Here is a 21338-nt window from a genome sequence, read left to right as displayed (position 1 = left end):
CCTCCCCCTCCGTCATCGGCCTTCGGCCGCTGCCACCTCCCCCTACGGGGGAGGAAAGTGAGAACGGGCCTGTCCGACGCCCGTAAGGACCTCGCCAGGGCCATCAAGATCCACGCCCGACGGATCGAGAAAGCGCCGGTCGATGTACACGCTTCCGAGCATGCTGTACTAGGCGCATGATGGTCACGCGGCGACGGGCCGGGATCTCGGGCACGGTCGCCACTGCGGTAGCCCTCGGGGTGGGAGAGCTGCTCTCCGGCATCTTCGACGGTGTCCCATCGCCGCTCTCGGCCATCGGCGCCTGGGTGGTCGCCGTCTCTCCCTCCGGGGTCACCAAGTGGGCGATCCGCGTGTTCGGCACCGCCGACAAACTCGTCCTGGGCATCGGCACCGGCATCATCGCCTTGATCATCGGCTGGTTCGCCGGTCGCTTCGCCGTTCGACGGTTTGCCGCCGGTGCGGCCGTGTTCGTCGGCTTCGGTCTGTTGGGCATCGTGGCCGGTCTCGGTGAGCCACTGATCTCGCCGGCGGGGACGCTGATCGCCGGAGTCGTCGCTGCCGGCGCCGGTATCTGGTCGTTGCGGGTGCTCCTCAATGCCGCCGCGGAGCCGGATGCCCCCACGGACGGAGTCGTTGCCGACCCGACCCGTCGCCGGTTCGTCGCGGTGGCCGGGGCAGGGGTCGCGTTCGCCACCGTCGCTGGTGGGGTCGGACGATCCCTTCTCGGTCGTGCCGTGGTTCCGGCCCCGGTCGGAGTGCCCCCGGTGACGACCACGCCCCGGTCGGCTCTCATCGCCGACGGCCACGACTTCGACGAGGCCGGCCTGACCCCGATCGTCCTGCCTGACGAGGGCATCGACTTCTACCGGATCGATACCGCCCTGGTGGTCCCGCGGGTGGATGCGACCACCTGGCAGATGCGGATCGCCGGCCTCGTCGATCGCGATGTGGCTCTCACCTACGAGGATCTGCTGGCGATGGACCACATCGATCGCTATGTCACGATCGCTTGTGTCTCCAACGAGGTCGGCGGCGATCTGGTGGGCAATGCCTTGTGGACCGGTCCGCGGCTCTCCGAGGTGCTCGACCGGGCGGGGGTGCGACCGGAGGCGACTCAGCTGGTCGGTCGCTCCGTGGACGGGTGGACCGCTGGATTCCCTACCGAAGCCGCTTTCGACGACCGCGAGGCGATGATCGCCCTGTACATGAACGGGGAGCCGCTCCCGCGTCGGCACGGGTATCCGGCTCGTCTCATCGTCCCCGGCCTGTACGGCTACGTGTCGGCGACCAAGTGGCTGGCAGAGATCGAGCTCACCCGCTGGGAGTCGTTCGACGCCTACTGGATACCGCGGGGCTGGTCCAAGGTGGGCCCGATCAAACTCCAGTCGCGGATCGACACGCCTCGAAACGGCGAGCGTGTCACCGCCGGGTCCGTCGTCGCCGCCGGTGTGGCCTGGGCGCCGACCATCGGGATCGACGCCGTCGAGATACGGATCGACGACGGCCCGTGGCTCGCCACCGAGACGAGCATCCCCCTTGCCGACGCGGCCTGGGTGCAGTGGCGGACTGCCGTTGATCTTGCAAGCGGGGGGCACCGGCTGGAGGTGCGGGCCACCGACGCGAACGGGATGGTCCAAACCGATGAGCGTCGGTCCCCGGCACCCAACGGGGCCAGCGGTCACCACAGGGTCATGGTCACCGCGGCCTGAGCCTTGGGATGGTTCAGAGCCCCCTCACTAGCATGAGGGCCACCGAGGACGGAGGAACCGGATGCTGAAACGAGGATCGAGCGGCCCGGAGGTCGAAGACCTCCAGCGAAAGTTGCTCGCCAACAAGATCAACCCAGGCCCGGTCGACGGCCTGTTCGGTCCGAAGACCGACGACGCGGTGCGACGGTTCCAGGAGATGCATGACCTCCAGGTCGACGGCATCGTGGGACCGAATACCTTGAGCGCCTTCGAGGCGGCCGCCGCCAACACGGCGGCGTCGCTCGCCCAGGCGAAGGACGCGCAGGCTGCCGATGCAGCCAAGAAGGCGGGAGAAGCCGCCGCCGACGCTCGGTCCAAGGCCGCTCAGGAAAGGGCCGACGCAGCCAGGCGGGCTTCGGAGCAGCAGGCGTCGTCCAAGGCCACCTCCAAGGAGGCGGAAGCGAAGAAGTCTGTTGACAAGGCGGGCGGCATCTTCTCGAGGGTGTTCAAGCGGGGAACCGACAAGTAGTCGTCGACGCTCGTGAGTGACTGGTGCCTCCCGATCGGGAGGCACCAGCGCGTTAGGGGGGTGTCAGCCGAAGCGGCGGCCGCAGCCGACGCACGCCGTGTCGTCCTCGTGCGTCTGGTGACGGCACCAGGGGCATGGGAGGTCGGGGTGCTCGGGGTCGTGCAGCAGCACGAGTGGGGCCGAGCCGCGCCCGATGGCGGCCAGACCCATGATTCCGATCAGCAGTGCGAACATCCGAGTGGCCTCCTCAGTCGACCGGCCGGTCAGACTAGGGATGTGCCGCGCGCCGACCAAGGATTTCGCGCGGCCGTCGGTGACGGGTGACCGACAGGTAACCTCCGCCACCCATGGGCATCACGGTCACGCTTCCCGACGGCACCGCGCTGGAACTTCCGGATGGCGCCACCGGAGCCGACGCGGTCGCGGCGATCGGCCCGCGACTGGCGAAGGCGGCGGTGATCGCCAAGGTCGACGGTGTCCCCTGGGATCTCGGTCGTCCCCTGCCCGACGGTGCCGGCTTCGAGGTCGTCACCGAGGATACCGAAGAGGGGCGTTTCGTCATCCGGCACTCCACGGCCCATGTGCTTGCCCAGGCGGTGCTCGACTCCTTCGACGGGGCCACCTTCGCCATCGGGCCACCGATCGAAGACGGCTTCTACTACGACTTCGACATCGGGCGCCCCTTCACTCCTGAGGATCTGGAGCAACTCGAAGCTCACATGGCCGAGATCGTCGCCGAGGACCAGCCGTTCGAGCGCGAAGAAATCCCGGCCGCGAAGGCGCTCGAGCTGTTCGCCGACCACAAGTACAAGGTCGAGATCATCGAGTCCGTCGATGAGGCGCAGGGCGCCGGAGCGGACATGGTGTCCACCTATCGCAACCGCGACTTCGTCGACCTGTGTCGCGGCCCTCATGTCGTGAGCACCGGACGGATCCCCGCCTTCAAACTGCTGCGCAGCGCCGGTGCCTACTGGCGCGGGGACGAGAAGCGAGAGCAGCTTCAGCGCATCTACGGCACGGCCTGGGAGAGCCCCAAGGCCCAGGCCGACTACCTGGAGCGTCTCGAGGAGGCTCGCAAGCGAGATCACCGCAAATTGGGGGTCGAACTCGACCTCTTCTCCTGGCCCGACGAGCTGGGTATGGGTCTGGCGGTGTGGCACCCGAAGGGCGCGCTGGTGCGCAACGTCATGGAGGACTACTCGCGCCGCACCCACTTGCGTCACGGCTATCAGATGGTGGTGACACCGCACATCGCCCGAAGCAACCTGTGGGAGACCTCGGGACACCTCGGCTTCTACGCCGAGAGCATGTACCCGACGATGGACGTCGACGACGGTGAGCAGTACGTGCTCAAGCCGATGAACTGCCCCGGTCACATTCTCATCTACAAGGCGCACGCTCGGTCATATCGCGAGCTACCGATGCGGCTCTTCGAACTGGGGACGGTGTACCGGTATGAACGGTCGGGCGTCGTCCAGGGACTTCTCCGGGCACGCGGCTTCACGCAGGACGACAGCCACATCTTCTGCACGGAGGAGCAGCTGACCGAGGAGCTCCAGACGCTTCTCGACTTCGTCCTCATGGTGTGGCGCGACTTCGGGTTCGACTCCGTGGAGGCCGACCTGTCGACCAAGCCAGAGAAGTACGTCGGTGACGACGATCAGTGGGAGCAGGCGACCGATGCCCTTCGGGCCTGCCTGGAGCACGCCGGTCTCCACTACGAGGTGGCGGAGGGCGAGGGCGCGTTCTATGGGCCGAAGATCGACATCCATGTGTACGACGCCATCGGTCGGAGATGGCAGGTAGGAACCCTCCAGGTCGACTTCGCCCAGCCTGCGAACTTCGAGCTCGAGTACGCCGCTGCCGACAACACGCGGCAGCGTCCCGTGATGATCCATCGTGCGTTGATGGGCTCCATCGAACGGTTCTTTGGCGTTCTTCTCGAGCACTACGCCGGAGCACTCCCCGGATGGCTGTCCCCGGTCCAGGCCGTCGTGGTGCCGGTGGCGGACCGTCACCTGGGGTACGCCTCCGACGTCGCCGAGCGGCTGGGGATGGAGGGACTCCGGGTAGAGGTGGATAGAACCAACGAAACGGTCGGCGAGAAGATCCGCCGGGCCATGGTGTCCAAGGCGACGGCGGTGCTCGTAGTCGGCGACACCGACGCCGGCGCCGGGACCGTAGGCGTCCGATTGCTCGGCGGTGACGAGGAGCGGGGCGTGTCGCTGGCCGACGCACTGGCCCGGCTCACCGATCTGTGTCGCCCCCCGCGCTGAGCGGCCGGAGAGGGCGGCGACCTGTCCTAGTCTGCCCCCGTCGCCCGCCCAGTGATCGAAGGGGAAATTCGCCTTGCGCTTGCTCATCAGGTTTCTGTCGACGGCGGTGCGCCGGGCCCCGATAGCCGTCCTCATCGGTTCGATCGTGCTCACCGCGATCCTCGGCTCCTTCGTGCCCAAGGCGCAAACCGCGGTCGGCAACGAGGGGTTTTCCCCCGACTCGCCCGAATTCAATGCGCTGCTGACGATCGACGACGTGTTCTCGGAGCAGTCCGAAGTCGCCGTCCAGGTGCTCGTCGGCGGCAGCGAGTTCGACGTGATCACCGCCGATGGTCTCCGTTCCTACCTACTCGCCCGGCAGGCGATCGCCGACAGTCGCGCCTCGGAGTTGATGGTCGGTCGGCCGTCGGGTGACATCGTCGGCTTCTTCGACCCGATACTCGGCGCCTATGACGAGGCCGGTCTCGATCCGCTGGCCACCGAAGACGCCACGGTCAAGCAGGTCTTTTCCGACGTGCTCGCTTCGCTGCCGCCCGAGTTCGCCGAGCAGTTCACCGGGTTGCTGTCGACGAACGCCGACCTCGACGCGGCGACCTCACCCGCGGGTCTCATGGTGGTGTTCCTCAATCTCGCCGTGCTCGAGGACGATCCGGATCAGGCCGAGCTCCAGGAGATCCAGTTGGACATGGCCGACGAGGTCCGAGCGGCCACCGAGGGCCAGCCCGTACCGGTGGAGCCCTTCAGCTTCGCACTGCTGTTCGCCGCTCAGTCGGAGTTCGAGGCCGAGATCGGCCGGTTGTTCGGGATGGCCCTCCTGATCATCTTGGGGCTGCTCGCTTTCGTGTTCTGGATCAAGCCAAGTGGGCGGCTCAAGATCGGTGGCTCGATCCGTCGCACCGCCGCCGACGTGCTCCTCGCCCTCGGGGTGATCATCATGTCGATCACCTGGATGAACGGGATCGGCGTGCTCCTCGGCCCCGGGTATCTGGGGATCATCGGGCCGTTCGGCGAGTTCCTCCAGATCATCCCCATCCTTCTCATCGGACTCGGTGTCGACTATGCGATCCACCTCACGTCGCGGTACCGTGAGGAGGTGGCCGGCGGGGCTGGCGTGGTGGAGGCCGCGGTGCGCGCCTCACGCACCGTGGGCGTGGCGCTGGTGCTTGCGACGGTGACCACCGCCGTCGGGTTCTTGACCAATATCTTCAGCCCGGTGACCGCTATCGCCGACTTCGGGATCATGGTCGCGGTCGGCATCACCTCGGCATTCGTGCTGATGCTCACCTTCGTCCCGTCGATCCGGATACTGCTCGATCGTCGGGCGGAACGGGCCGGACGGCTCCCGTCGGCCGGATTGGGCCACACGTCCGCTCGTCTCCTGCCCCGGATGATGGGAGCGACCTCGGTGGTCGCCACGCGGATCCCGGCCCTCATGGTCACGGTGGCCGTCGTCCTCGCCGGCCTCGGAGCGTACGGGTGGTCCAAGCTGGACACCAGGTTCTCGTTCATCGACTTCGTCCCCGAAGGCTCGACGATGCTCGTCACCTACGAGACGATCGTCGCGGAGTTCGGGGGTGGCTTCGGTGAGCGCACCCAGGTGCTCATCGAAGGCGACGTGGCCACGCCGGCGGCCCACAACGCTCTCGGCCTGGCGCATCAGGCGATGGCCGACACTCCCTTCGTGCTGACGCTCGGCGGACGCGCCCAGGCCGAGTCGCCGCTGTCGGTGCTCTACTTCCTCACCACCCCGCCCGAAGCCGGGGGGGAGCCCGAGCTCTATGACCCCGACTTCCTGGCTACGGCCATGGAGTTGGGGCTCAACGAGGACCTGAGCGTGCGTCCGGATGCCGACGTCGCCGCCATCTACGCCCTGGCCGAGGCAGCGCAACCCGAGGCCATGCGGCGGGTGCTGGCGGCCGAGGACGGGGTGTATCGGTACGTCGACGTCAGCGTGGCCACCCAGGCGGGGGAGGGGGGCGCGGCGCAGCTACGCACCGGCCTCCGCGCCGCCTTCTCCCCATTGGAGGCCCTGACCGGCGTGACCGCGACGCCCACCAACGAGTTCATCGTCAGCGCCGGGGTTGTCGCGGCCATACAGTCGTCCCAGATCGGATCGCTCTTCCTGACCCTCGGTGTGGCGATGCTGCTGCTGGCGGTGAACTTCGGGATGACGGCGCGTCGACCGGGGCTGGGCATCATCACCATGCTTCCGGTGGTGTTCGTCGTGCTGTGGGTGTTCGGGATGATGAAGCTCGTCGGGCTGGCCCTCAATCCGGTGACGGCGATGATCGCCTCCATTTCAATCGGGATCGGCGTCCCCTACACCATTCACATCACCCACCGGTATCAGGAGGACCGTGCCGCCGCCTCCTCGGCGGAGGAGGCGATGCGGCTCACCATGACCCACACGGGCGGCGCCCTAGCCGGTTCCGCCTTTACCACGGTGGCCGGGTTCGGCATCCTGATCACCTCGTCGCTCAAGCCGTTCCAGCAGTTCGGTACGGTGGTGGTCATGGCCATCGGTTTCGCCATGCTCGGCGCGGTCCTGGTGTTGCCGAGCCTCCTGGTGCTGTGGGATCGCTGGCATCTCCGCCACGATCGTGAGGCGGTTGCCAGGAAGGTGGCCTCGGGGTGAGTCGGCGCCGTCGCATCGAGATCCCGGCCGAGGTGGCCGCCGACGAGGCGGTGCCCCACGACCTCGATGCGACCCAGCACGACCCGTACACGATCCCTTCGACGCGGCGCCGTCTGCGGGGAGCCATCGTCTACAGCGTGGCCGGGGCGTTCGCTGGCATCGCGGGCCTATGGGTCATCGCGGCGTTGTTCGCCGTCGCCGCCGTTTGGCACGCGGTGGGTTCATGGACGATCCAGGTGCTCGATCCACAAGCCCTGGAGGCGGCGACCCGCGAGGTGCAGTTCCCGGTAGGTCATGCCTCAGCGGTCGTCGGATTCGACGGCGTCCGCGCCCGTCCCGTGTGGAACGTTCTCGTCTTCAGCGCCGACGACCCACCCACCCAACGCGGCCTGGTCCGCGTCGACGCCGTAGATGGCCACATCGTCGAGTCCTTCACCGAACCAGTAGCGAGTAGCGAGTAGCGGACTCTTGCGAATTGCGAATTGCGAATCGCGAATCGCGCCTAGAGCACAAACCGATCCCCGTCGCGATCCGCAACTTCGATCGAGACCACCGTGTCTGCCTGTCCCAGCCATCGCTCCAGGAGGGTGCCCGCCTGCAGGTTGCAGCCGGCCTTGAAGGCCGCCCAGGGCTCGCCGGCGTGGATGTCACCGAGATCGATGGCGCTGCCGCCGATCGGATCGAGCCCCACCTCGTCGAGTGTGAAGGCCTCCATGGCGACCACGGCCACGTCCAATTCGGCGGCGCGGCGCAGCACCGACAGTGCCACCGTCACCGGATAGAAGCCCTCGTCCTCAGAGCCGCGCCGGGCGGCCCTGGCGTCGAATTCCCCGGCGAGCAGGTCCACCGGATGATCGCCGCCGAGGTCAGGGGCGTCGACGAGCGCGTCGGTGCCTTCGGGAGCGAGCATGGCCCTTGCCGTGTCGAGGGCGCGTTGCAGATCGTTGACGTCGAAGGCCCACGGCTCACCATCGTCGTCGGTAGGGAACTCGGCGAACAGCTCCAGGTCGTCGAGGTACGCGATGCCGACGACCCGCCCGTCCTCGATGAACTCGACGACGTCCATGTCCCAGGTGCCTTCATCCGGTTCGCGAACGTGGAGATCAGTCATCGAGGGACGAGGCTAGAGCAGCTGCCAGCTACCTGCTGCCGGCTGCCAGCTACGAAGTCGGGTAGTCCCTCGCCTGGGGGCCGTTGTAGATCTGGCGGGGGCGCCCGATCCGGGATTCGGGGTCCAGGCTCATCTCGCGCCACTGGGCAATCCAGCCGGGGAGCCGACCCATGGCGAACAGCACGGTGAACATGTGGGTCGGGAAGCCGAGCGCCCGGAACATGAGACCCGAGTAGAAGTCCACGTTGGGGTACAGCCGCCGCTCGATGAAGTAGTCGTCTTCCAGGGCCACCTGCTCGAGTCCCTTGGCGATGTCGAGCAGGGCGTCGTCGACCGAGCCCCGCTCCAGGATGTCCGAGGCGAACTGTTTGAGGATGCGGGCTCGCGGGTCGTAGTTCTTGTAGACGCGATGCCCGAAGCCCCACAGCCGGAAGGGGTCGTCGGGATCCTTCGCCTTGGCCACGTACTTGGCGTAGTCGCCGCCGTCGTCGGCGATCCGCTCCAGCATCTCCACGACCGCCTGGTTGGCCCCACCGTGGAGGGGTCCCCACAGGGCGCTCATCCCGGCGGCCACCGAGGTGAACAGGTTCGCCCGGCTCGACCCGACGAGGCGCACCGTCGAGGTCGAGCAGTTCTGGCCGTGATCAGCGTGGAGGATGAGCAACACGTCGAGCGCCTTGGCCATCACCGGATCCACGCGGTACTCCTCGACGGGGAGCGAGAACATCATGTGCAGGAAGTTCGCCGCGTAGTCGAGGTCGTTGTGCGGGTAGCGGTACTGCTGTCCCATCGACTTCTTGTAGGCGAAGGCGGCGACGGTCGGGATCTTGGCGATGAGGCGCAGTGCCGCCTGCTCCACCGCGTGTGGGTCGGTGGGATCCTGGAACTCGGGGTAGAAGGTCGACATGGCGTTGGTCGCCGACGAGAGGATCGCCATCGGATGAGCCCGGCGCGGGAAGGCGTCGAACAACGGCTTCATCTCCTCGTTGAGCAGCGTGTGCACCGTCACGGCGTGGCGGTAGCGCTCCAGTTCGTCGGCCGAGGGAAGCTCCCCGTGAAAGAGCAGGTAGGCGACCTCCAGGAAGGTGGCTTTGTCGGCGAGTTGCTCGATCGGGTAGCCCCGATACAGGAGCTTGCCGGCGCCACCGTCCACGAACGAGACGCCGCTGCGGGTCCCCGCGGTGTTGGCGAAGCCGTAGTCGAGCGCCAGCAGGCCGGCTTCGTCACGGAGGTTCGAGACGTCGACGCCGGGAAAGCCGAGGGTCGGCTCCACGTATGGGAGGTCGATGGTCCGACCTTCGAAGTCGAGTCGGGCGGAGCGGTCTTTGGTCATGCGTTCTCCTGGGCTGCTGCGATCACCTTCTGCGTCTCGTGCGGCGGCGCCTCTTCGTAGCGGGCGAGCTCCATCGTGAACGACCCGCGTCCGCTGGTGATCGACCGCAGGTCGATCGAGTAGCGCTGCATCTCGGCCAGCGGCACCTCGACGGTGATGACGCGGCCGCCACCGTCGGCATCCATCCCGAGTACACGGCCCCGCTTCGAGTTGAGGTCTCCGATGACGTCGCCCATCAGATCCTCGGGCACCCGGACGGTGACCCGCATCACCGGCTCGAGGAGTCCGGCGTCGAGCTTCGTGGCGGCCTCTCGGACCGCCATTATCCCCGCCATTCGGAAGGAGAGCTCGTCCGAGTCCACGGCGTGGTACTTGCCGTCGTAGACGGTGGCGCGAACGTCCACCACCGGATATCCGGCGAGGATGCCCCGGTCGAGCGCCTCCTTGATGCCCTTGTCCACGGCGGGGAGATACTGCTTCGGAATCGAGCCGCCCTTGGTCTCGTTGACGAACTCGTATCCGCTGCCGGTCGGGAGCGGCTCGAAACGAACGTTGGCCACACCGAACTGTCCCCGCCCACCCGACTGCTTCTTGTGCTTGCCTTCGACGTCGGCGGTACCCCTGATCGTCTCCCGATAGGGGATCCGGGGCAGGCTGGTATCGACTTCGACGCCGAAGCGATGGGCGAGCCGGTCGATCGACACTTCGAGGTGGGCATCACCCTGGCCGGACAGGATGGTCTCGTTGGTGACCACGTTGCGGTCCACCCGGAGTGTGGGGTCGCCATCGACGACCCGCTGGAGGGCCGTGGACAGCTTCTCCTCGTCGTGCGCGGAGCGCGGGGAGATGGCCAGGGACATGGCCGGCGCCGGCATCGGTACCGGCTCGATGACCACGTCCAGCGATGGCGATCGCAGGGTGTCGCCGGCGAGGGTGGCCTCGAGTTTGCCGACGGCGGCGATCTGGCCTTCCTCGACCTTGGAGATCTCGGTGTGCTCCTTGCCGCGCATGGTGAACACATGGTGCATGCGACCGGTGACCGACCGCTGCGGGTTGTGCAGGTCCATGTCGAGGGTGACCTCACCGCGGAACACCCGGAACAACGAGATGCGGCCGACGTAGGGGTCCGACATCGTCTTGAAGACGTAGGCGACCGTCCCGGTGTCGGGGAGGGGCTCGCCGGAGACGGTGGGCGGATGAGGACGCTCGGACGGCCTGGGCCCGTAGTCGACGATGAACTGGGCGAGGCGGTCGATGCCGATCAGTTCGGTCGCCGAGCCACAGAGGACGGGGAAGGCCTCCCCGCCGACCATGCCGCGGTGCATCCCCCTGATGAGCTCGTCTGGCCCCGGCTCGGTGCCGTCGAGGTATGCCTCGAGCATCGCCTCGTCGGTTTCCACGATCGCCTCCACGAGCGCCACGTGGCCCGCTTCGACCTCGGCGTGGATCTCGTCGGGGACCTCACTCTGGGTCGCCTTGAGGCCGCCTTCGTAGGTGTGGGCGACCCCGCGACCCAGCGTGGCGATGCCGCGGAGGGATGCCTCCTGGCCGATCGGAACCCAGAGCGGCGCGATCCGGTTGCCGAAGATCGCCTTGAGCTGGGAGACGACGCGGCGATAGTCGCTGCGCTCGCGGTCGAGCTTGTTGACGAACACGGCGCGGGCGATGCCCTCGTCGCCGGCCAGCCGCCAGATCTCCTCGGTCTGCACCTCGACGCCGTCGACACCCGACACCACGAACAGCGCGAGGTCGGCGGCGCGCAGGGCGGCGCGTACCTCACCGATGAAGTCCGAGATCCCCGGGGTGTCGATGAGGTTTATCCGGTGTCCCCGCCAATCGAGGGGGGCCATGGCCAGACTGACCGATGATCCCCGGTCGACTTCCTCGGTTTCGAAGTCGGTGACGGTGTTGCCATCCTCGACGCGTCCCATGCGGCTGGTGATGCCAGCGACGTGGAGCAGAGCCTCGGCGAGAGTGGTCTTGCCGGCGCCGCTGTGGCCGACGAGGACGACGTTTCTCACCTGATCCGAACCCATCAAACCTCCCGTGTGCCGGTCGGGAGTCTAGTGAGCGCATGGGTCGCCCCCGCCTGTGGTAGGTTCGCGCCGAGGTGGACCGTTGCTCGACCTATTAGCGCGAAAGAGGGTTTCTCGGGCCGTCGACCCGTTCGCTCGGCTCGTCTCCAGAGTCGGTCTGACCCCCACGATGATCACGCTGCTCGGCTTCGTGATCTCACTCGTCGGCGCCTTCCTCATCGGCTCCGGGAGGCTGGCCATCGGCGCTCTTGTGGTGGGCTTCGGCGCATTGCTCGACGTGCTCGACGGGGTACTGGCCCGGCTCACCGGAGCCGAGACGAGGCGGGGGGCACTCCTCGATTCGTTCACCGACCGCCTCGGCGAGGTGGCCATGTGGACCGGACTGGCCTACCACCTCGGCACGGTTCCCGACCCGACGCTGGTGACGGTGTCGATCGTCGCGGTGTGCGGCGCCCTGCTGGTTCCGTTCCTCCGCGCCAAGGCCGAGTCCGACGGCGTGGAGGGTCGCGGTGGTCTGTTCGGCCGTGCCGAGCGCTTGCTCGTCTTCGGGTTCGGGGTCGGACTCTCCGGTTTCGGGCTGCCGACCCTGCATGGCGCCGTGTGGATCCTCGCCGTGGGCACCTGGCTCACGGTGGGGCTGCGGTTCCGCATCATCTGGCGGCAGCTCGGCGAGTGAGAGACCGCCTCGGTTATGCCGTCTACCGGGTCCTGTCGGGTCTGTTCGGGTTGCTCCCCGAGCCGGCGATGCGGCGCGTGGGGCGCGGCATCGGCTGGGCGGCATCGTTCGTCTCCCGACGACGTTTCGCCATGGCGGTGCGACATCAGACACGCGTCCTCGGCTCCAACGCGGATGCGCGCCGATCGGCTCGACGGGTGTTCACTCACTACGGCCGGTACTGGGCGGAGGTTTTCTGGATGCGAGCCCGGCGACTCGAGGCGGCTCTGGCCCGCACGCAGATGGACGGCATCCACAACCTCCGCGACGCGGTGGCCACCGGGCGCGGCGTCGTCGTCGCTCTGCCCCATATGGGCAACTGGGAGATCGCCGGCCTGAGGGCGGCGCGTGAGGGGGCGCGCGTGCTCGCCGTGGCCGAGGACCTGGGCAACGAGCACATCGTGCGGTGGTTCATCGGGATGCGAGCGATGATGGAGATCGACATCGTCATCGCCCGTGCCGGTTCCGGTGTCTCCAGGGTGTTGCTCGAGCGACTCAAGAACGGCGGGGTCATCGCCCTGCTCTGTGACCGCGACCTCGGCGGGCGAGGGATCCCGGCGGTGGTCTTCGGTGAGCAGACCACCCTCCCGGCCGGCCCGGTCGCGCTCGCCGACCGCTCCGGTGCCGTGCTGCTCCCGGCGGGTACCTATTTCAAGGATGGCGCCGGCCACCGGTTCGACATCCGCCCACCTCTCGAGATCCCCGACCTCCCCGACGCCGAGGCACGGGTGGCGGAGGGAACGCAGCGACTCGCCGAGGTGATGGAGGAGATCATCCGGGTGGCGCCGGAGCAGTGGCATCTGGTGCAGGCCAACTGGCCCAGCGATCGGGAGCTGTGATGCGGGTCGCCGTCGTTTCTCCGTATGCCTTCGACGAGCCTGGAGGCGTGCAGGATCAGGTGACGAGGATCGTCGCCTGGCTGGGCGCCGCCGGTCACGAGGCCTGGGCGGTCGCTCCGGGCGGCGGGGGACCGGAGGGCACCCGACACGTCGGTCGCTATCGGACCGTCCCGACCAACCGGTCGCGGGCTCCGGTGGCCATCGATCCGAGGGTGGCCCGTCGGGTGGCCCGGGCCGTGGCCGACGCCGACGTCGTGCACCTCCACGAGCCGTTCATGCCGATGGTCTCTCTGGGGACCCTGTCGGCCGCGGCACCGCCGATCGTCGCCACTTTCCACGCCAATCCGGAGGGAGCCGCTCGACGGGCCTACCGGCTGGCTCGTCCGATGCTGCGGCGCCTCGGCGGTCGGATCGCGGTGGCGACCGCGGTGAGCGCCGTCGCCGCCGCCGCGGTAGAGGGTGTCGTGTCAGTCCGCATCATCCCCAACGGCATCGACCTCGAGGACTATCGCCCCGGCGACGATCCTCGGCCCCGGTCCGGGGTGCTGTTCATCGGTCGGGACGAGCCTCGTAAGGGCCTCGACGTCCTGCTCCAGGCATGGCCGCTGATCCGTAGCCGCCACCCGGGCGTCGAGCTGACCGTCGTCGGGGCCGTTCGGGAGTCGGGTCCCGAAGGCGTCACGTTCCTGGGTCGCGTCGCCGACGACCGGAAGCGGGAGCTGCTCGCCTCGGCTTCCGTGCTGGCGGTACCCAACCTGGGCGGAGAGAGTTTCGGCATCGTGGGACTCGAGGGTCTCGCTTCGGGGTGCGCCGTCGTTGCCTCGGATCTCGACGCCTTCCGGGCCGTGTGTGCCGACGCCGCCTTGTACGCCAGGACGGGGGACCCGGTGGACCTGGCGTCGACGGTCAACATCCTCCTCGGCGACCCGACGCTGCGCGTCGACCTGGGAGGGCGCGCCTTGCGACGGTCGCGCCAATTCGGTCGCGGCGTCGTGCTCGGTGCGTACCTGCTGGCCTACGAGGATGCCCTCGCCGCCCGCCGCTGAGCGCTACGCGCCCACGGCGGTACACTCGGTGGTCAGATCGACGAAGGAGCCTCGATGGAGCGCGGAACCGACCGCGTGAAGCGCGGGTTGGCGGACATGCTCAAGGGTGGCGTGATCATGGACGTCACCAACGCCGAGCAGGCGAAGCTCGCCGAGGAGGCTGGAGCGGTCGCCGTCATGGCCCTGGAACGGGTACCTGCCGACATCCGTCGCGACGGCGGAGTGGCCCGCATGGCGGACCCGACGAAGGTCGAAGAGATCATGGAAGCCGTCTCCATCCCGGTGATGGCCAAGGTCCGCATCGGACATTTCGTCGAGGCACAGATCATCCAGGCGCTCGGTGTCGACTACATCGACGAGAGCGAGGTGCTCACACCCGCCGACGAAGCGCATCATGTCGACAAGTGGGCGTTCACCGTGCCCTTCGTGTGCGGTGCCCGCGACCTCGGCGAGGCCCTGCGTCGTATCGGTGAGGGAGCCGCGATGATTCGCACCAAGGGCGAGGCCGGCACCGGCAACGTCGTCGAGGCAGTTCGACACATGCGCACCATGAACGATGGGCTGCGGCGTGTCCACTCGATGGATCCGGAACAGCTGATGGGCGCGGCCAAGGACCTCGGTGCCCCGTTCGATCTGGTCCAGGAGGTGGCGGAGACCGGCCGACTGCCGGTGGTCAACTTCGCCGCCGGCGGGCTGGCCACACCGGCTGATGCCGCCCTCATGATGCAACTCGGTTGTGACGGCGTGTTCGTGGGTTCGGGCATCTTCAAGTCGGGGGACCCGGCGGCCCGCGGTCGGGCCATCGTCGACGCGGTCACCCACTTCAAGGACCCCCAGATCCTCGCCAAGGTGTCCCGAGGGCTCGGCGAGCCGATGGTCGGGATCGAGATCGACACTCTGTCACCCGAGGAACGGCTCCAGAACCGGGGTTGGTGATGCGGGTAGGCGTCCTCGCCCTGCAGGGCGATTTCCGCGAGCACATCGCGGTGCTGGAATCCCTCGGCACCGAAATCGTGGAGGTCCGGCTGCCGGAACACCTCGACGGCATCCAGGCCCTCGTCTTTCCGGGCGGGGAGTCGACGACGATCGGTCTGCTCGCCGATCGATACGGCCTGGTCGAGCCGCTGCGTGATGCGATCGCCGACGGACTCCCCGTGCTCGGCACCTGCGCGGGGATGATCTTTCTGGCGACCGGCACCACCGAGTCGCGGCCGCAGGTGCAGCTCGGAGTCCTCGACGTGATCGTCCAGCGCAACGCCTTCGGACGCCAGGACATGTCCTTCGAGGCCGATCTGACGGTCACTGGCGTGGACGGGCCGGTGCGCGCCGTGTTCATTCGGGCTCCCTGGATCGAAAAGTACGGCGAGGCGGTCGAGGTGCTGGCCACCGTCGACGATCACCCGGTGATGGTCCGCCAGGGCAACATCCTGGCCACCTCGTTCCATCCGGAGGTGGCGGGGGAGACCCGGGTGCACGAGATGTTGTTGGGGATGGAGCGATGAGGCTGACGCCTCGCGATTCGCGATTCGCGATTCGCGAATCGCAAGACCCGACCAGGCACCATGCGGGCTTCTATTGCGAATTGCGAATTGCGAATTGCGCTTGCGCCCCGCGGCGTGTGGGACAGCTGGCCCGCCCTCGCACGTCTGACGCCAGGAGGTCGCGCCCGTGAGTGGCCATTCCAAGTGGTCGACGATCAAGCACAAGAAGGGGGCGAAGGACGCCCAGCGGGGGAAGATCTTCGCCAAGCTCGCCCGGGCCATCGAGGTGGCCGCCCGGGAGGGTGGGGGCGACCCGGCGGCGAATGCCGCTCTCTCGCAGGCGATGGACAAGGCCAAGGGCCACTCCATGCCCAACGACAACATCGACCGGGCGATCAAGCGAGGGACCGGTGAGGTCGAGGGTGCCGTCTACGACGAGATCTGGTACGAGGGCTACGCCCCGGGGGGAGTGGCCCTGTACGTCCAGGTGCTCACCGACAACCGCAACCGGGCCGCTTCCGATACCCGCTCGACCTTCACCAGACACGGGGGCAATCTCGGCGAGCCCGGTTCGGTGGCCTACCTGTTCGAGACCAAGGGGTACTTCCTCGTCGCCGGCGACGAGGACGAGGTCATGGCGGCGGTGATCGACGCCGGAGCGGACGACATCCGAGCCTCGGGGGACCAGGTGGAGGTGATCACCGAGGTCGGCGACTTCGCCGCGGTGCGGTCGGCGCTGGAGTCCGGCGGTTTCGGAGTCGAGACCGCGGAGATCACCAGGATCCCGACGGTGACGGTGCCCCTGGACGAAGCGACGGCGCGCTCGGTGCTCCGTCTGGTGGATGCATTGGAGGACCTGGACGACGTGCAGGCGGTGTACGGCAACTTCGAGCTCTCCGACGAGGTGCTGGAGGCGGTTGCCGGCTGAGGCAGCGCGGTCCCAATCGAATCCCTGGACGGGGGCCGGTCGCCGGGTACACTATCGAACATATGTTTGTCCTCGGGATCGACCCCGGGCTGTCGACGACCGGGTACGGGGTCGTCGACGTCCGCGCCGCCAGCGTGAAGGTCGTCGCCGCCGGGACGATTCGCACCGATCCGGCTGCCCCCGTCGCCAGTCGGCTGGCCGAGTTGCATGCCGATGTGGTCGGTCTGATCGTCGAGCACGCACCCGAGGAGCTGGCGATCGAAGAGGTCTTCGTCAATCGGAACCTCCAGACGGCGATGGCGGTGGGGCGAGCCTCGGGAGTGGTGATGTTGGCCGCGGCGGTGGCCGGGATTCCGGTCTACGAATACACCCCGACGGCCGTCAAGCGAGCCGTGACCGGGAGCGGTCGCGCCGGCAAGGCTCAGGTGGAGACGATGGTGAGCCGACGCCTGGGAGTCCCTACGGGTGGTGCCCCCGCCGATGCCTATGACGCCCTGGCCGTCGCCCTCTGCCACGCCCAGGCCGCTCCGTTGCGTCTCGCGGTGCGGGGTGGATCGTGATCGGTCGGCTGCGTGGCGTGCTCGCCGCTCGGCGCGGTGCCTGGGTCCTGGTGGATGTCGGCGGCGTAGGACACGAGGTGGCGATGCCGTCGCGCGAAATCGGTGACCTTCCGCCGGTGGGGGAGGAGGTCGTGGTGCACACACACCTCCACGTCCGTGAGGATCAGATGGCGCTCTACGGGTTCACCACCGAAGCGACGCGCGACCTGTTCCGGGTGCTCGTCGCCACGCAGGGGGTGGGTCCCAAGCTGGGGGTGGCCATGCTGGCGACGATGACCACGGATCAGATCCGGGCCGCGGTGCACTCCGGCGATGCCGACGCGCTGACCGCGGTGCCCGGGATCGGCGGCAAGACCGCCCAGAAGCTGATCATCGAATTGCGGTCCCGCCTCGACGCCGGGGTGGTCCATGTGGAGGCCGGTGGCGGGGTCTCGGCGGTGCGGCGGGCGCTCGAGGGTCTCGGCTACACGACCGGCGAGATCCATGAGGCTCTCGAAGGGCTCGACACCTCGATCGACGTCGAGGATCTGCTTCGTGCCGCCCTTCAGAAGATGGGTGGGCGATGAGGGAAGAGGGACTGCTCGCCGCCGGCGCCAACGACGAGGACGTCGCCTTCGAGGCGGGACTCCGGCCGACGTCGCTCAGCGAGTTCGTCGGTCAGGCGGATCTCAAGGAGCGCCTCTCCATCCTCATCGAGGCGGCCCGCGGCCGCGGCGACCCGCTCGATCACATCGTGTTCAGCGGTCCGCCGGGTCTGGGCAAGACGACCCTCGCCGCCATCATCGCCGCCGAGATGCGGACCCGACTCCGGGTGACTTCAGGGCCCGCGCTGGAGCGGGCCGGCGATCTCGCCGCCATCCTCTCCAACCTCGAGGCGGGCGATGTGATGTTCATCGACGAGATCCATCGGTTGCCGCGCGTCGTCGAGGAGATCCTGTACACGGCCATGGAGGACTTCCAGCTCGACATCGTGGTCGGCAAGGGCGCCGGTGCCGCGTCGATCCGGCTCGACCTGCCGCCGTTCACCCTGGTGGGCGCCACCACCCGCGTCGGAAGGATGTCGGCTCCGCTCCGGGACCGGTTCGGCTACGTGGCCCGCATCGACTACTACCCGGAAGGGGAGCTCGAGGAGATCGTCCGACGATCGGCCCCGCTCCTCTCCGTGGGGGTCGCCGGGGAGGCGGCCCGGGTGATCGCCTCCAGGTCCCGGGGGACGCCGAGGGTTGCCAACCGGCTCCTGCGCAGGGTCCGGGACTTCGCCGATGCGCGTGGCACCGGCGAGGCCGACGTCGACACCGCGATCAGGGCACTCGAGGTCTTCGAAGTCGACGCGATCGGCCTGGACCGGGTCGACCGGGCGATCCTCGAGGCGATCATCCACAAGTTCGGGGGTGGTCCGGTCGGGCTGTCGACCCTGGCCGTCGCCGTCTCCGAGGAGCCTCAGACGGTGGAGGACGCCTATGAGCCCTTCCTCCTGCAGATGGGCTTCCTGCAGCGCACGCCCCGTGGCCGGGTGGCCACGCCGCTCGCCTACCGACACCTCGGCCTCGAGGAGCCTCAGCGCCCTGGGGGAGAGGCACTGTTCTAGGGCCGGTTGCCGGTTGCCCGCTGCCGGTTGCGAGCGTGTCTTGCGAATCGCGAATCGCGAATCGCGAATTGCGCCCGGCCAGAATGGCCGGGTGAGAACCTCTGACTTCTCGTACTACCTCCCCGAATCCGCCATCGCCCAGTCAGCGGTGGAGCCTCGGGACGCCTCGCGGCTGCTGGACACGCGGGACCTGACCGACCACACGTTCCGCGAGCTGCCGGACCTGCTCGAACCCGGGGACATCGTGGTCATCAACCGGACGAGGGTGAGTCCGATGCGTCTCGAAGGGCGCCGCGAGCCCTCCGGTGGCCGTATCGAGGCCCTGCTGCTGCGGTCGGCTGCCGACGGGTCGTGGGAGGCGATCATGCGACCTACCCGACGACTCCACGACGGCGATCGCCTTGCTTTCGGGGACACCGTGGTCGTCCTACGAGGCGATCCGGTGGACGGCCAGGGCGTGCTGGTACCGGTGGTCGGGAGCCTCGAGGAGGCAATGGCGCGAGCCGGGAGCCTGCCGCTGCCGCCGTACTTCCATGGCGAGCTCGCCGACGAAGAGCGCTACCAGACGGTCTACGGCACCAGCCCGGGCTCGGCGGCCGCACACACCGCCGGCCTCCACTTCACCCGCGACCTCATCTCCGCCCTCGGCGCTCGCCAGTTGTCGGTGGCCTCGGTGGATCTGAAGGTGGGGCTCGATACCTTCCGCCCGATCTCAGTCGAGCGTGTCGCCGACCATGACATCCACTCGGAGCACGCCGATGTACCCGATGAGACCGTCGCCGCGGTTGGCGCGGCGCGCCGCGACGGGGGCCGCGTGGTCGCCATCGGGACCACGGTCGTGCGAGCACTCGAGTCCGCCGCAGCGGGGGCAGCACTCGGCCGTTTCAGCGGAAGCACCGATCTGTTCATCCAGCCCGGGTACGGTTTTCGGGTGGTCGACCTGCTCGTCACCAACTTCCACGTGCCCGCCTCCACCCTGATCGTTCTCGTCAGCGCCTTCATGGGCGAGGCGTGGCGGTCGGCATACGAGACGGCGCTGAGCCGCGGGTATCGATTCCTCTCCTTCGGCGATGCGATGCTCGCCCAGCGCAGCCGATGACGGGACCCATCTCGTTCAACACCGTCGCCACCGACGACGGCGCCCGGGCGGGGATCCTCGACACCACCCACGGCCGGGTGGAGACCCCGACCTTCATACCGGTGGGCACCCGGGGCACGGTTCGTGGGCTCGACCATCGCGATCTGCGGGAGGTGAGAGCCCAGATGGTCCTGGCCAACACCTATCACCTGATGCTCCGACCCGGCGTCGACGTGGTTTCCGCGCTCGGGGGCCTCCACGAGTTCATGGCGTGGGACGGGCCGATCCTCACCGACTCGGGTGGGTACCAGGTGTTCTCCCTGGATCCGACGATCGACGAGGACGGCGTGACGTTTCGCTCGGTGTACGACGGTGCGAAGGTGCGCCTCACTCCGGAGTCGTCGATCGAGATCCAGGAGGGCCTGGGAGCCGACGTGGTCATGGTGTTCGATCATCTGGTCGGGCTGCCGGCTGACCGTCAGGCCGTGGCCGAGGCGATGGCGCGGACGCTGCGGTGGTCGGAGCGCGCCGTGGCGGCGCATCGGCGGGAGGATCAGGCTCTGTTCGGCATCGTCCAGGGCGGGGTCGACGACGAATTGCGGGCCAAGAGTGCCCGGAAGACCGCCGAACTCGGGTTCCCAGGGTTCGGGATCGGTGGTCTCAGCGTGGGCGAGTCGACGGAGGATCGCAACGCCGCCCTCGACGTGGTGTGTGGCGAGCTGCCCGGCGACAAGCCCCGCTACGTCATGGGGCTGGGGGACACCGAAGGGGTCCTCGATGCCGTGGAGCGAGGGTGTGACCTGTTCGACTGCGTCTGGCCCACCCGACTCGCCCGGCACGGCAAGGTGCTCAGCCGCCTCGGGGACTATTCGATCAGGCGGGCCGACCTCGCCACCGCCAACCGCCCGATCGACCCGGACTGCGGCTGTTCGACCTGTGCCGCCTACAGCATCGGCTACCTGCGGCACCTGCACATGACGGGTGAGCTCCTCGGTATGCAACTGTTGAGCATCCACAACCTCGCCTACACGCTCGGGGTGATGGCCGGGACCCGAGCGGCGATCATCGGAGGCGCTCTCGGCGCCTATCGTGCCGCCCTCACCCGGTCGAGGGCCAACCCAGCGGGAGACCGCTAGGCTGACCGGCCGCGGCTCATCGAGTCGCATCGCTTCGATCTCCGGAGGACGGATGTTCAGCATTCTCGCGGGTGAGGTAGCCGAACCGGCGGCGTCCGGTTGGGCCACGCTCGTCATCTACGCCGTGGTCATCGGCGGACTCTTCTATTTCCTGATGATTCGACCCCAGCGGACCCGCATGAAGCGCCATGAAGCGCTCGTCGGGGCCCTCGCCGTCGGAGACGAGATCCAGACGATCGGCGGCATCTATGGGGTGATCGAGTCGATCGACGAGGCCACGGCAGTGATCGCGGTCGAAGGGGGCGGTCGGCTGCGGGTCGCCAAGCGCGCCCTGGCCGGCAAGGTGAGCGCCTAGCCGG

General features: G+C 68.2%; 21 protein-coding genes. 17 read left to right on the top strand and 4 right to left on the bottom strand.

Annotated elements, in window-relative coordinates; translation table 11 throughout:
- Positions 1-176: 176 nt before the first annotated feature.
- Positions 177-1709, top strand: coding sequence for a molybdopterin-dependent oxidoreductase (locus tag WEA29_05710; GenBank protein MEX2323249.1), 1533 nt, complete (start codon positions 177-179; stop codon positions 1707-1709).
- Positions 1710-1770: 61 nt separating this feature from the next.
- Positions 1771-2217 (top strand): peptidoglycan-binding domain-containing protein, encoded by a 447-nt coding sequence (locus WEA29_05705; GenBank protein MEX2323248.1) that lies wholly within the window; start codon positions 1771-1773, stop codon positions 2215-2217.
- Positions 2218-2280: 63 nt separating this feature from the next.
- Here WEA29_05705 and WEA29_05700 read toward each other — a convergent pair whose 3' ends face one another.
- On the bottom strand, positions 2281-2451 hold the full coding sequence (locus WEA29_05700; GenBank protein MEX2323247.1) for a hypothetical protein: 171 nt from the start codon (positions 2449-2451) through the stop codon (positions 2281-2283).
- Between the two features lie 113 nt (positions 2452-2564).
- On the opposite strand from WEA29_05700, the gene thrS reads away from it, so the two are divergent.
- From thrS to WEA29_05685, 3 genes are all read left to right on the top strand, one after another.
- Positions 2565-4493, top strand: a complete 1929-nt coding sequence (thrS, locus tag WEA29_05695) for a threonine--tRNA ligase (protein MEX2323246.1) — start codon at positions 2565-2567, stop codon at positions 4491-4493.
- 73 nt (positions 4494-4566) lie between these two features.
- Positions 4567-7128, top strand: a complete 2562-nt coding sequence (locus WEA29_05690) for an MMPL family transporter (protein MEX2323245.1) — start codon at positions 4567-4569, stop codon at positions 7126-7128.
- Positions 7125-7589, top strand: a complete 465-nt coding sequence (locus tag WEA29_05685) for a hypothetical protein (GenBank protein ID MEX2323244.1) — start codon at positions 7125-7127, stop codon at positions 7587-7589. The genes WEA29_05690 and WEA29_05685 overlap by 4 nt, the downstream gene beginning before the upstream one ends.
- Positions 7590-7630: 41 nt before the next feature.
- Here the strand turns inward: WEA29_05685 and WEA29_05680 are convergent, their stop codons facing one another.
- Genes WEA29_05680 through fusA form a run of 3 tightly spaced genes read right to left on the bottom strand, consistent with a single transcriptional unit; the run spans position 7631 to position 11608 of the window.
- The gene (locus WEA29_05680) at positions 7631-8239 is read right to left on the bottom strand and encodes a hypothetical protein (protein ID MEX2323243.1); all 609 of its coding nucleotides are present in this window, start codon (positions 8237-8239) and stop codon (positions 7631-7633) included.
- 49 nt (positions 8240-8288) lie between these two features.
- Positions 8289-9572 (bottom strand): citrate synthase, encoded by a 1284-nt coding sequence (locus WEA29_05675; protein MEX2323242.1) that lies wholly within the window; start codon positions 9570-9572, stop codon positions 8289-8291.
- Complete coding sequence (gene fusA / locus WEA29_05670; protein MEX2323241.1) at positions 9569-11608, bottom strand: elongation factor G; 2040 nt, start codon at positions 11606-11608, stop codon at positions 9569-9571. The genes WEA29_05675 and fusA overlap by 4 nt, the downstream gene beginning before the upstream one ends.
- A gap of 82 nt (positions 11609-11690) precedes the next feature.
- Between fusA and WEA29_05665 the strand changes: the two genes are divergently transcribed.
- The 12 genes from WEA29_05665 to yajC all read left to right on the top strand — a co-directional run bounded on the left by WEA29_05665 (position 11691) and on the right by yajC (position 21334).
- Positions 11691-12284 (top strand): CDP-alcohol phosphatidyltransferase family protein, encoded by a 594-nt coding sequence (locus WEA29_05665; protein MEX2323240.1) that lies wholly within the window; start codon positions 11691-11693, stop codon positions 12282-12284.
- Positions 12281-13162, top strand: a complete 882-nt coding sequence (locus tag WEA29_05660; GenBank protein ID MEX2323239.1) for a hypothetical protein — start codon at positions 12281-12283, stop codon at positions 13160-13162. Before WEA29_05665 ends, WEA29_05660 begins: the two co-directional genes overlap by 4 nt.
- The gene (locus WEA29_05655) at positions 13162-14208 is read left to right on the top strand and encodes a glycosyltransferase family 4 protein (protein MEX2323238.1); all 1047 of its coding nucleotides are present in this window, start codon (positions 13162-13164) and stop codon (positions 14206-14208) included. The genes WEA29_05660 and WEA29_05655 overlap by 1 nt, the downstream gene beginning before the upstream one ends.
- Positions 14209-14262: 54 nt before the next feature.
- Positions 14263-15144, top strand: a complete 882-nt coding sequence (pdxS, locus tag WEA29_05650) for a pyridoxal 5'-phosphate synthase lyase subunit PdxS (protein ID MEX2323237.1) — start codon at positions 14263-14265, stop codon at positions 15142-15144.
- Positions 15144-15710, top strand: a complete 567-nt coding sequence (pdxT, locus tag WEA29_05645; GenBank protein ID MEX2323236.1) for a pyridoxal 5'-phosphate synthase glutaminase subunit PdxT — start codon at positions 15144-15146, stop codon at positions 15708-15710. Before pdxS ends, pdxT begins: the two co-directional genes overlap by 1 nt.
- Positions 15711-15876: 166 nt before the next feature.
- Positions 15877-16617 (top strand): YebC/PmpR family DNA-binding transcriptional regulator, encoded by a 741-nt coding sequence (locus WEA29_05640; GenBank protein ID MEX2323235.1) that lies wholly within the window; start codon positions 15877-15879, stop codon positions 16615-16617.
- A gap of 62 nt (positions 16618-16679) precedes the next feature.
- Positions 16680-17177, top strand: a complete 498-nt coding sequence (gene ruvC, locus WEA29_05635; GenBank protein MEX2323234.1) for a crossover junction endodeoxyribonuclease RuvC — start codon at positions 16680-16682, stop codon at positions 17175-17177.
- Positions 17174-17743 carry a Holliday junction branch migration protein RuvA gene (gene ruvA / locus WEA29_05630; protein MEX2323233.1) on the top strand — a complete coding sequence of 190 codons (570 nt, stop codon included), beginning with the start codon at positions 17174-17176 and terminating at the stop codon, positions 17741-17743. Before ruvC ends, ruvA begins: the two co-directional genes overlap by 4 nt.
- Positions 17740-18765 carry a Holliday junction branch migration DNA helicase RuvB gene (gene ruvB / locus WEA29_05625; protein ID MEX2323232.1) on the top strand — a complete coding sequence of 342 codons (1026 nt, stop codon included), beginning with the start codon at positions 17740-17742 and terminating at the stop codon, positions 18763-18765. Before ruvA ends, ruvB begins: the two co-directional genes overlap by 4 nt.
- A 91-nt stretch (positions 18766-18856) precedes the next feature.
- Complete coding sequence (gene queA, locus WEA29_05620; protein ID MEX2323231.1) at positions 18857-19864, top strand: tRNA preQ1(34) S-adenosylmethionine ribosyltransferase-isomerase QueA; 1008 nt, start codon at positions 18857-18859, stop codon at positions 19862-19864.
- Positions 19861-20979 carry a tRNA guanosine(34) transglycosylase Tgt gene (tgt, locus tag WEA29_05615; protein ID MEX2323230.1) on the top strand — a complete coding sequence of 373 codons (1119 nt, stop codon included), beginning with the start codon at positions 19861-19863 and terminating at the stop codon, positions 20977-20979. Before queA ends, tgt begins: the two co-directional genes overlap by 4 nt.
- A gap of 52 nt (positions 20980-21031) precedes the next feature.
- Entirely contained in the window at positions 21032-21334 is a 303-nt protein-coding gene (gene yajC, locus WEA29_05610) for a preprotein translocase subunit YajC (GenBank protein ID MEX2323229.1), read from the top strand.
- The last annotated feature ends 4 nt before the right edge of the window (positions 21335-21338 follow it).

The organism is Acidimicrobiia bacterium, assembly GCA_040902765.1.
GTDB lineage: Bacteria > Actinomycetota > Acidimicrobiia > Spongiisociales > UBA11373 > DATKBG01.
The sequence above is the reverse complement of the archived record's forward strand: the minus strand, read 5'-3'. Positions and strand labels throughout refer to the sequence as shown.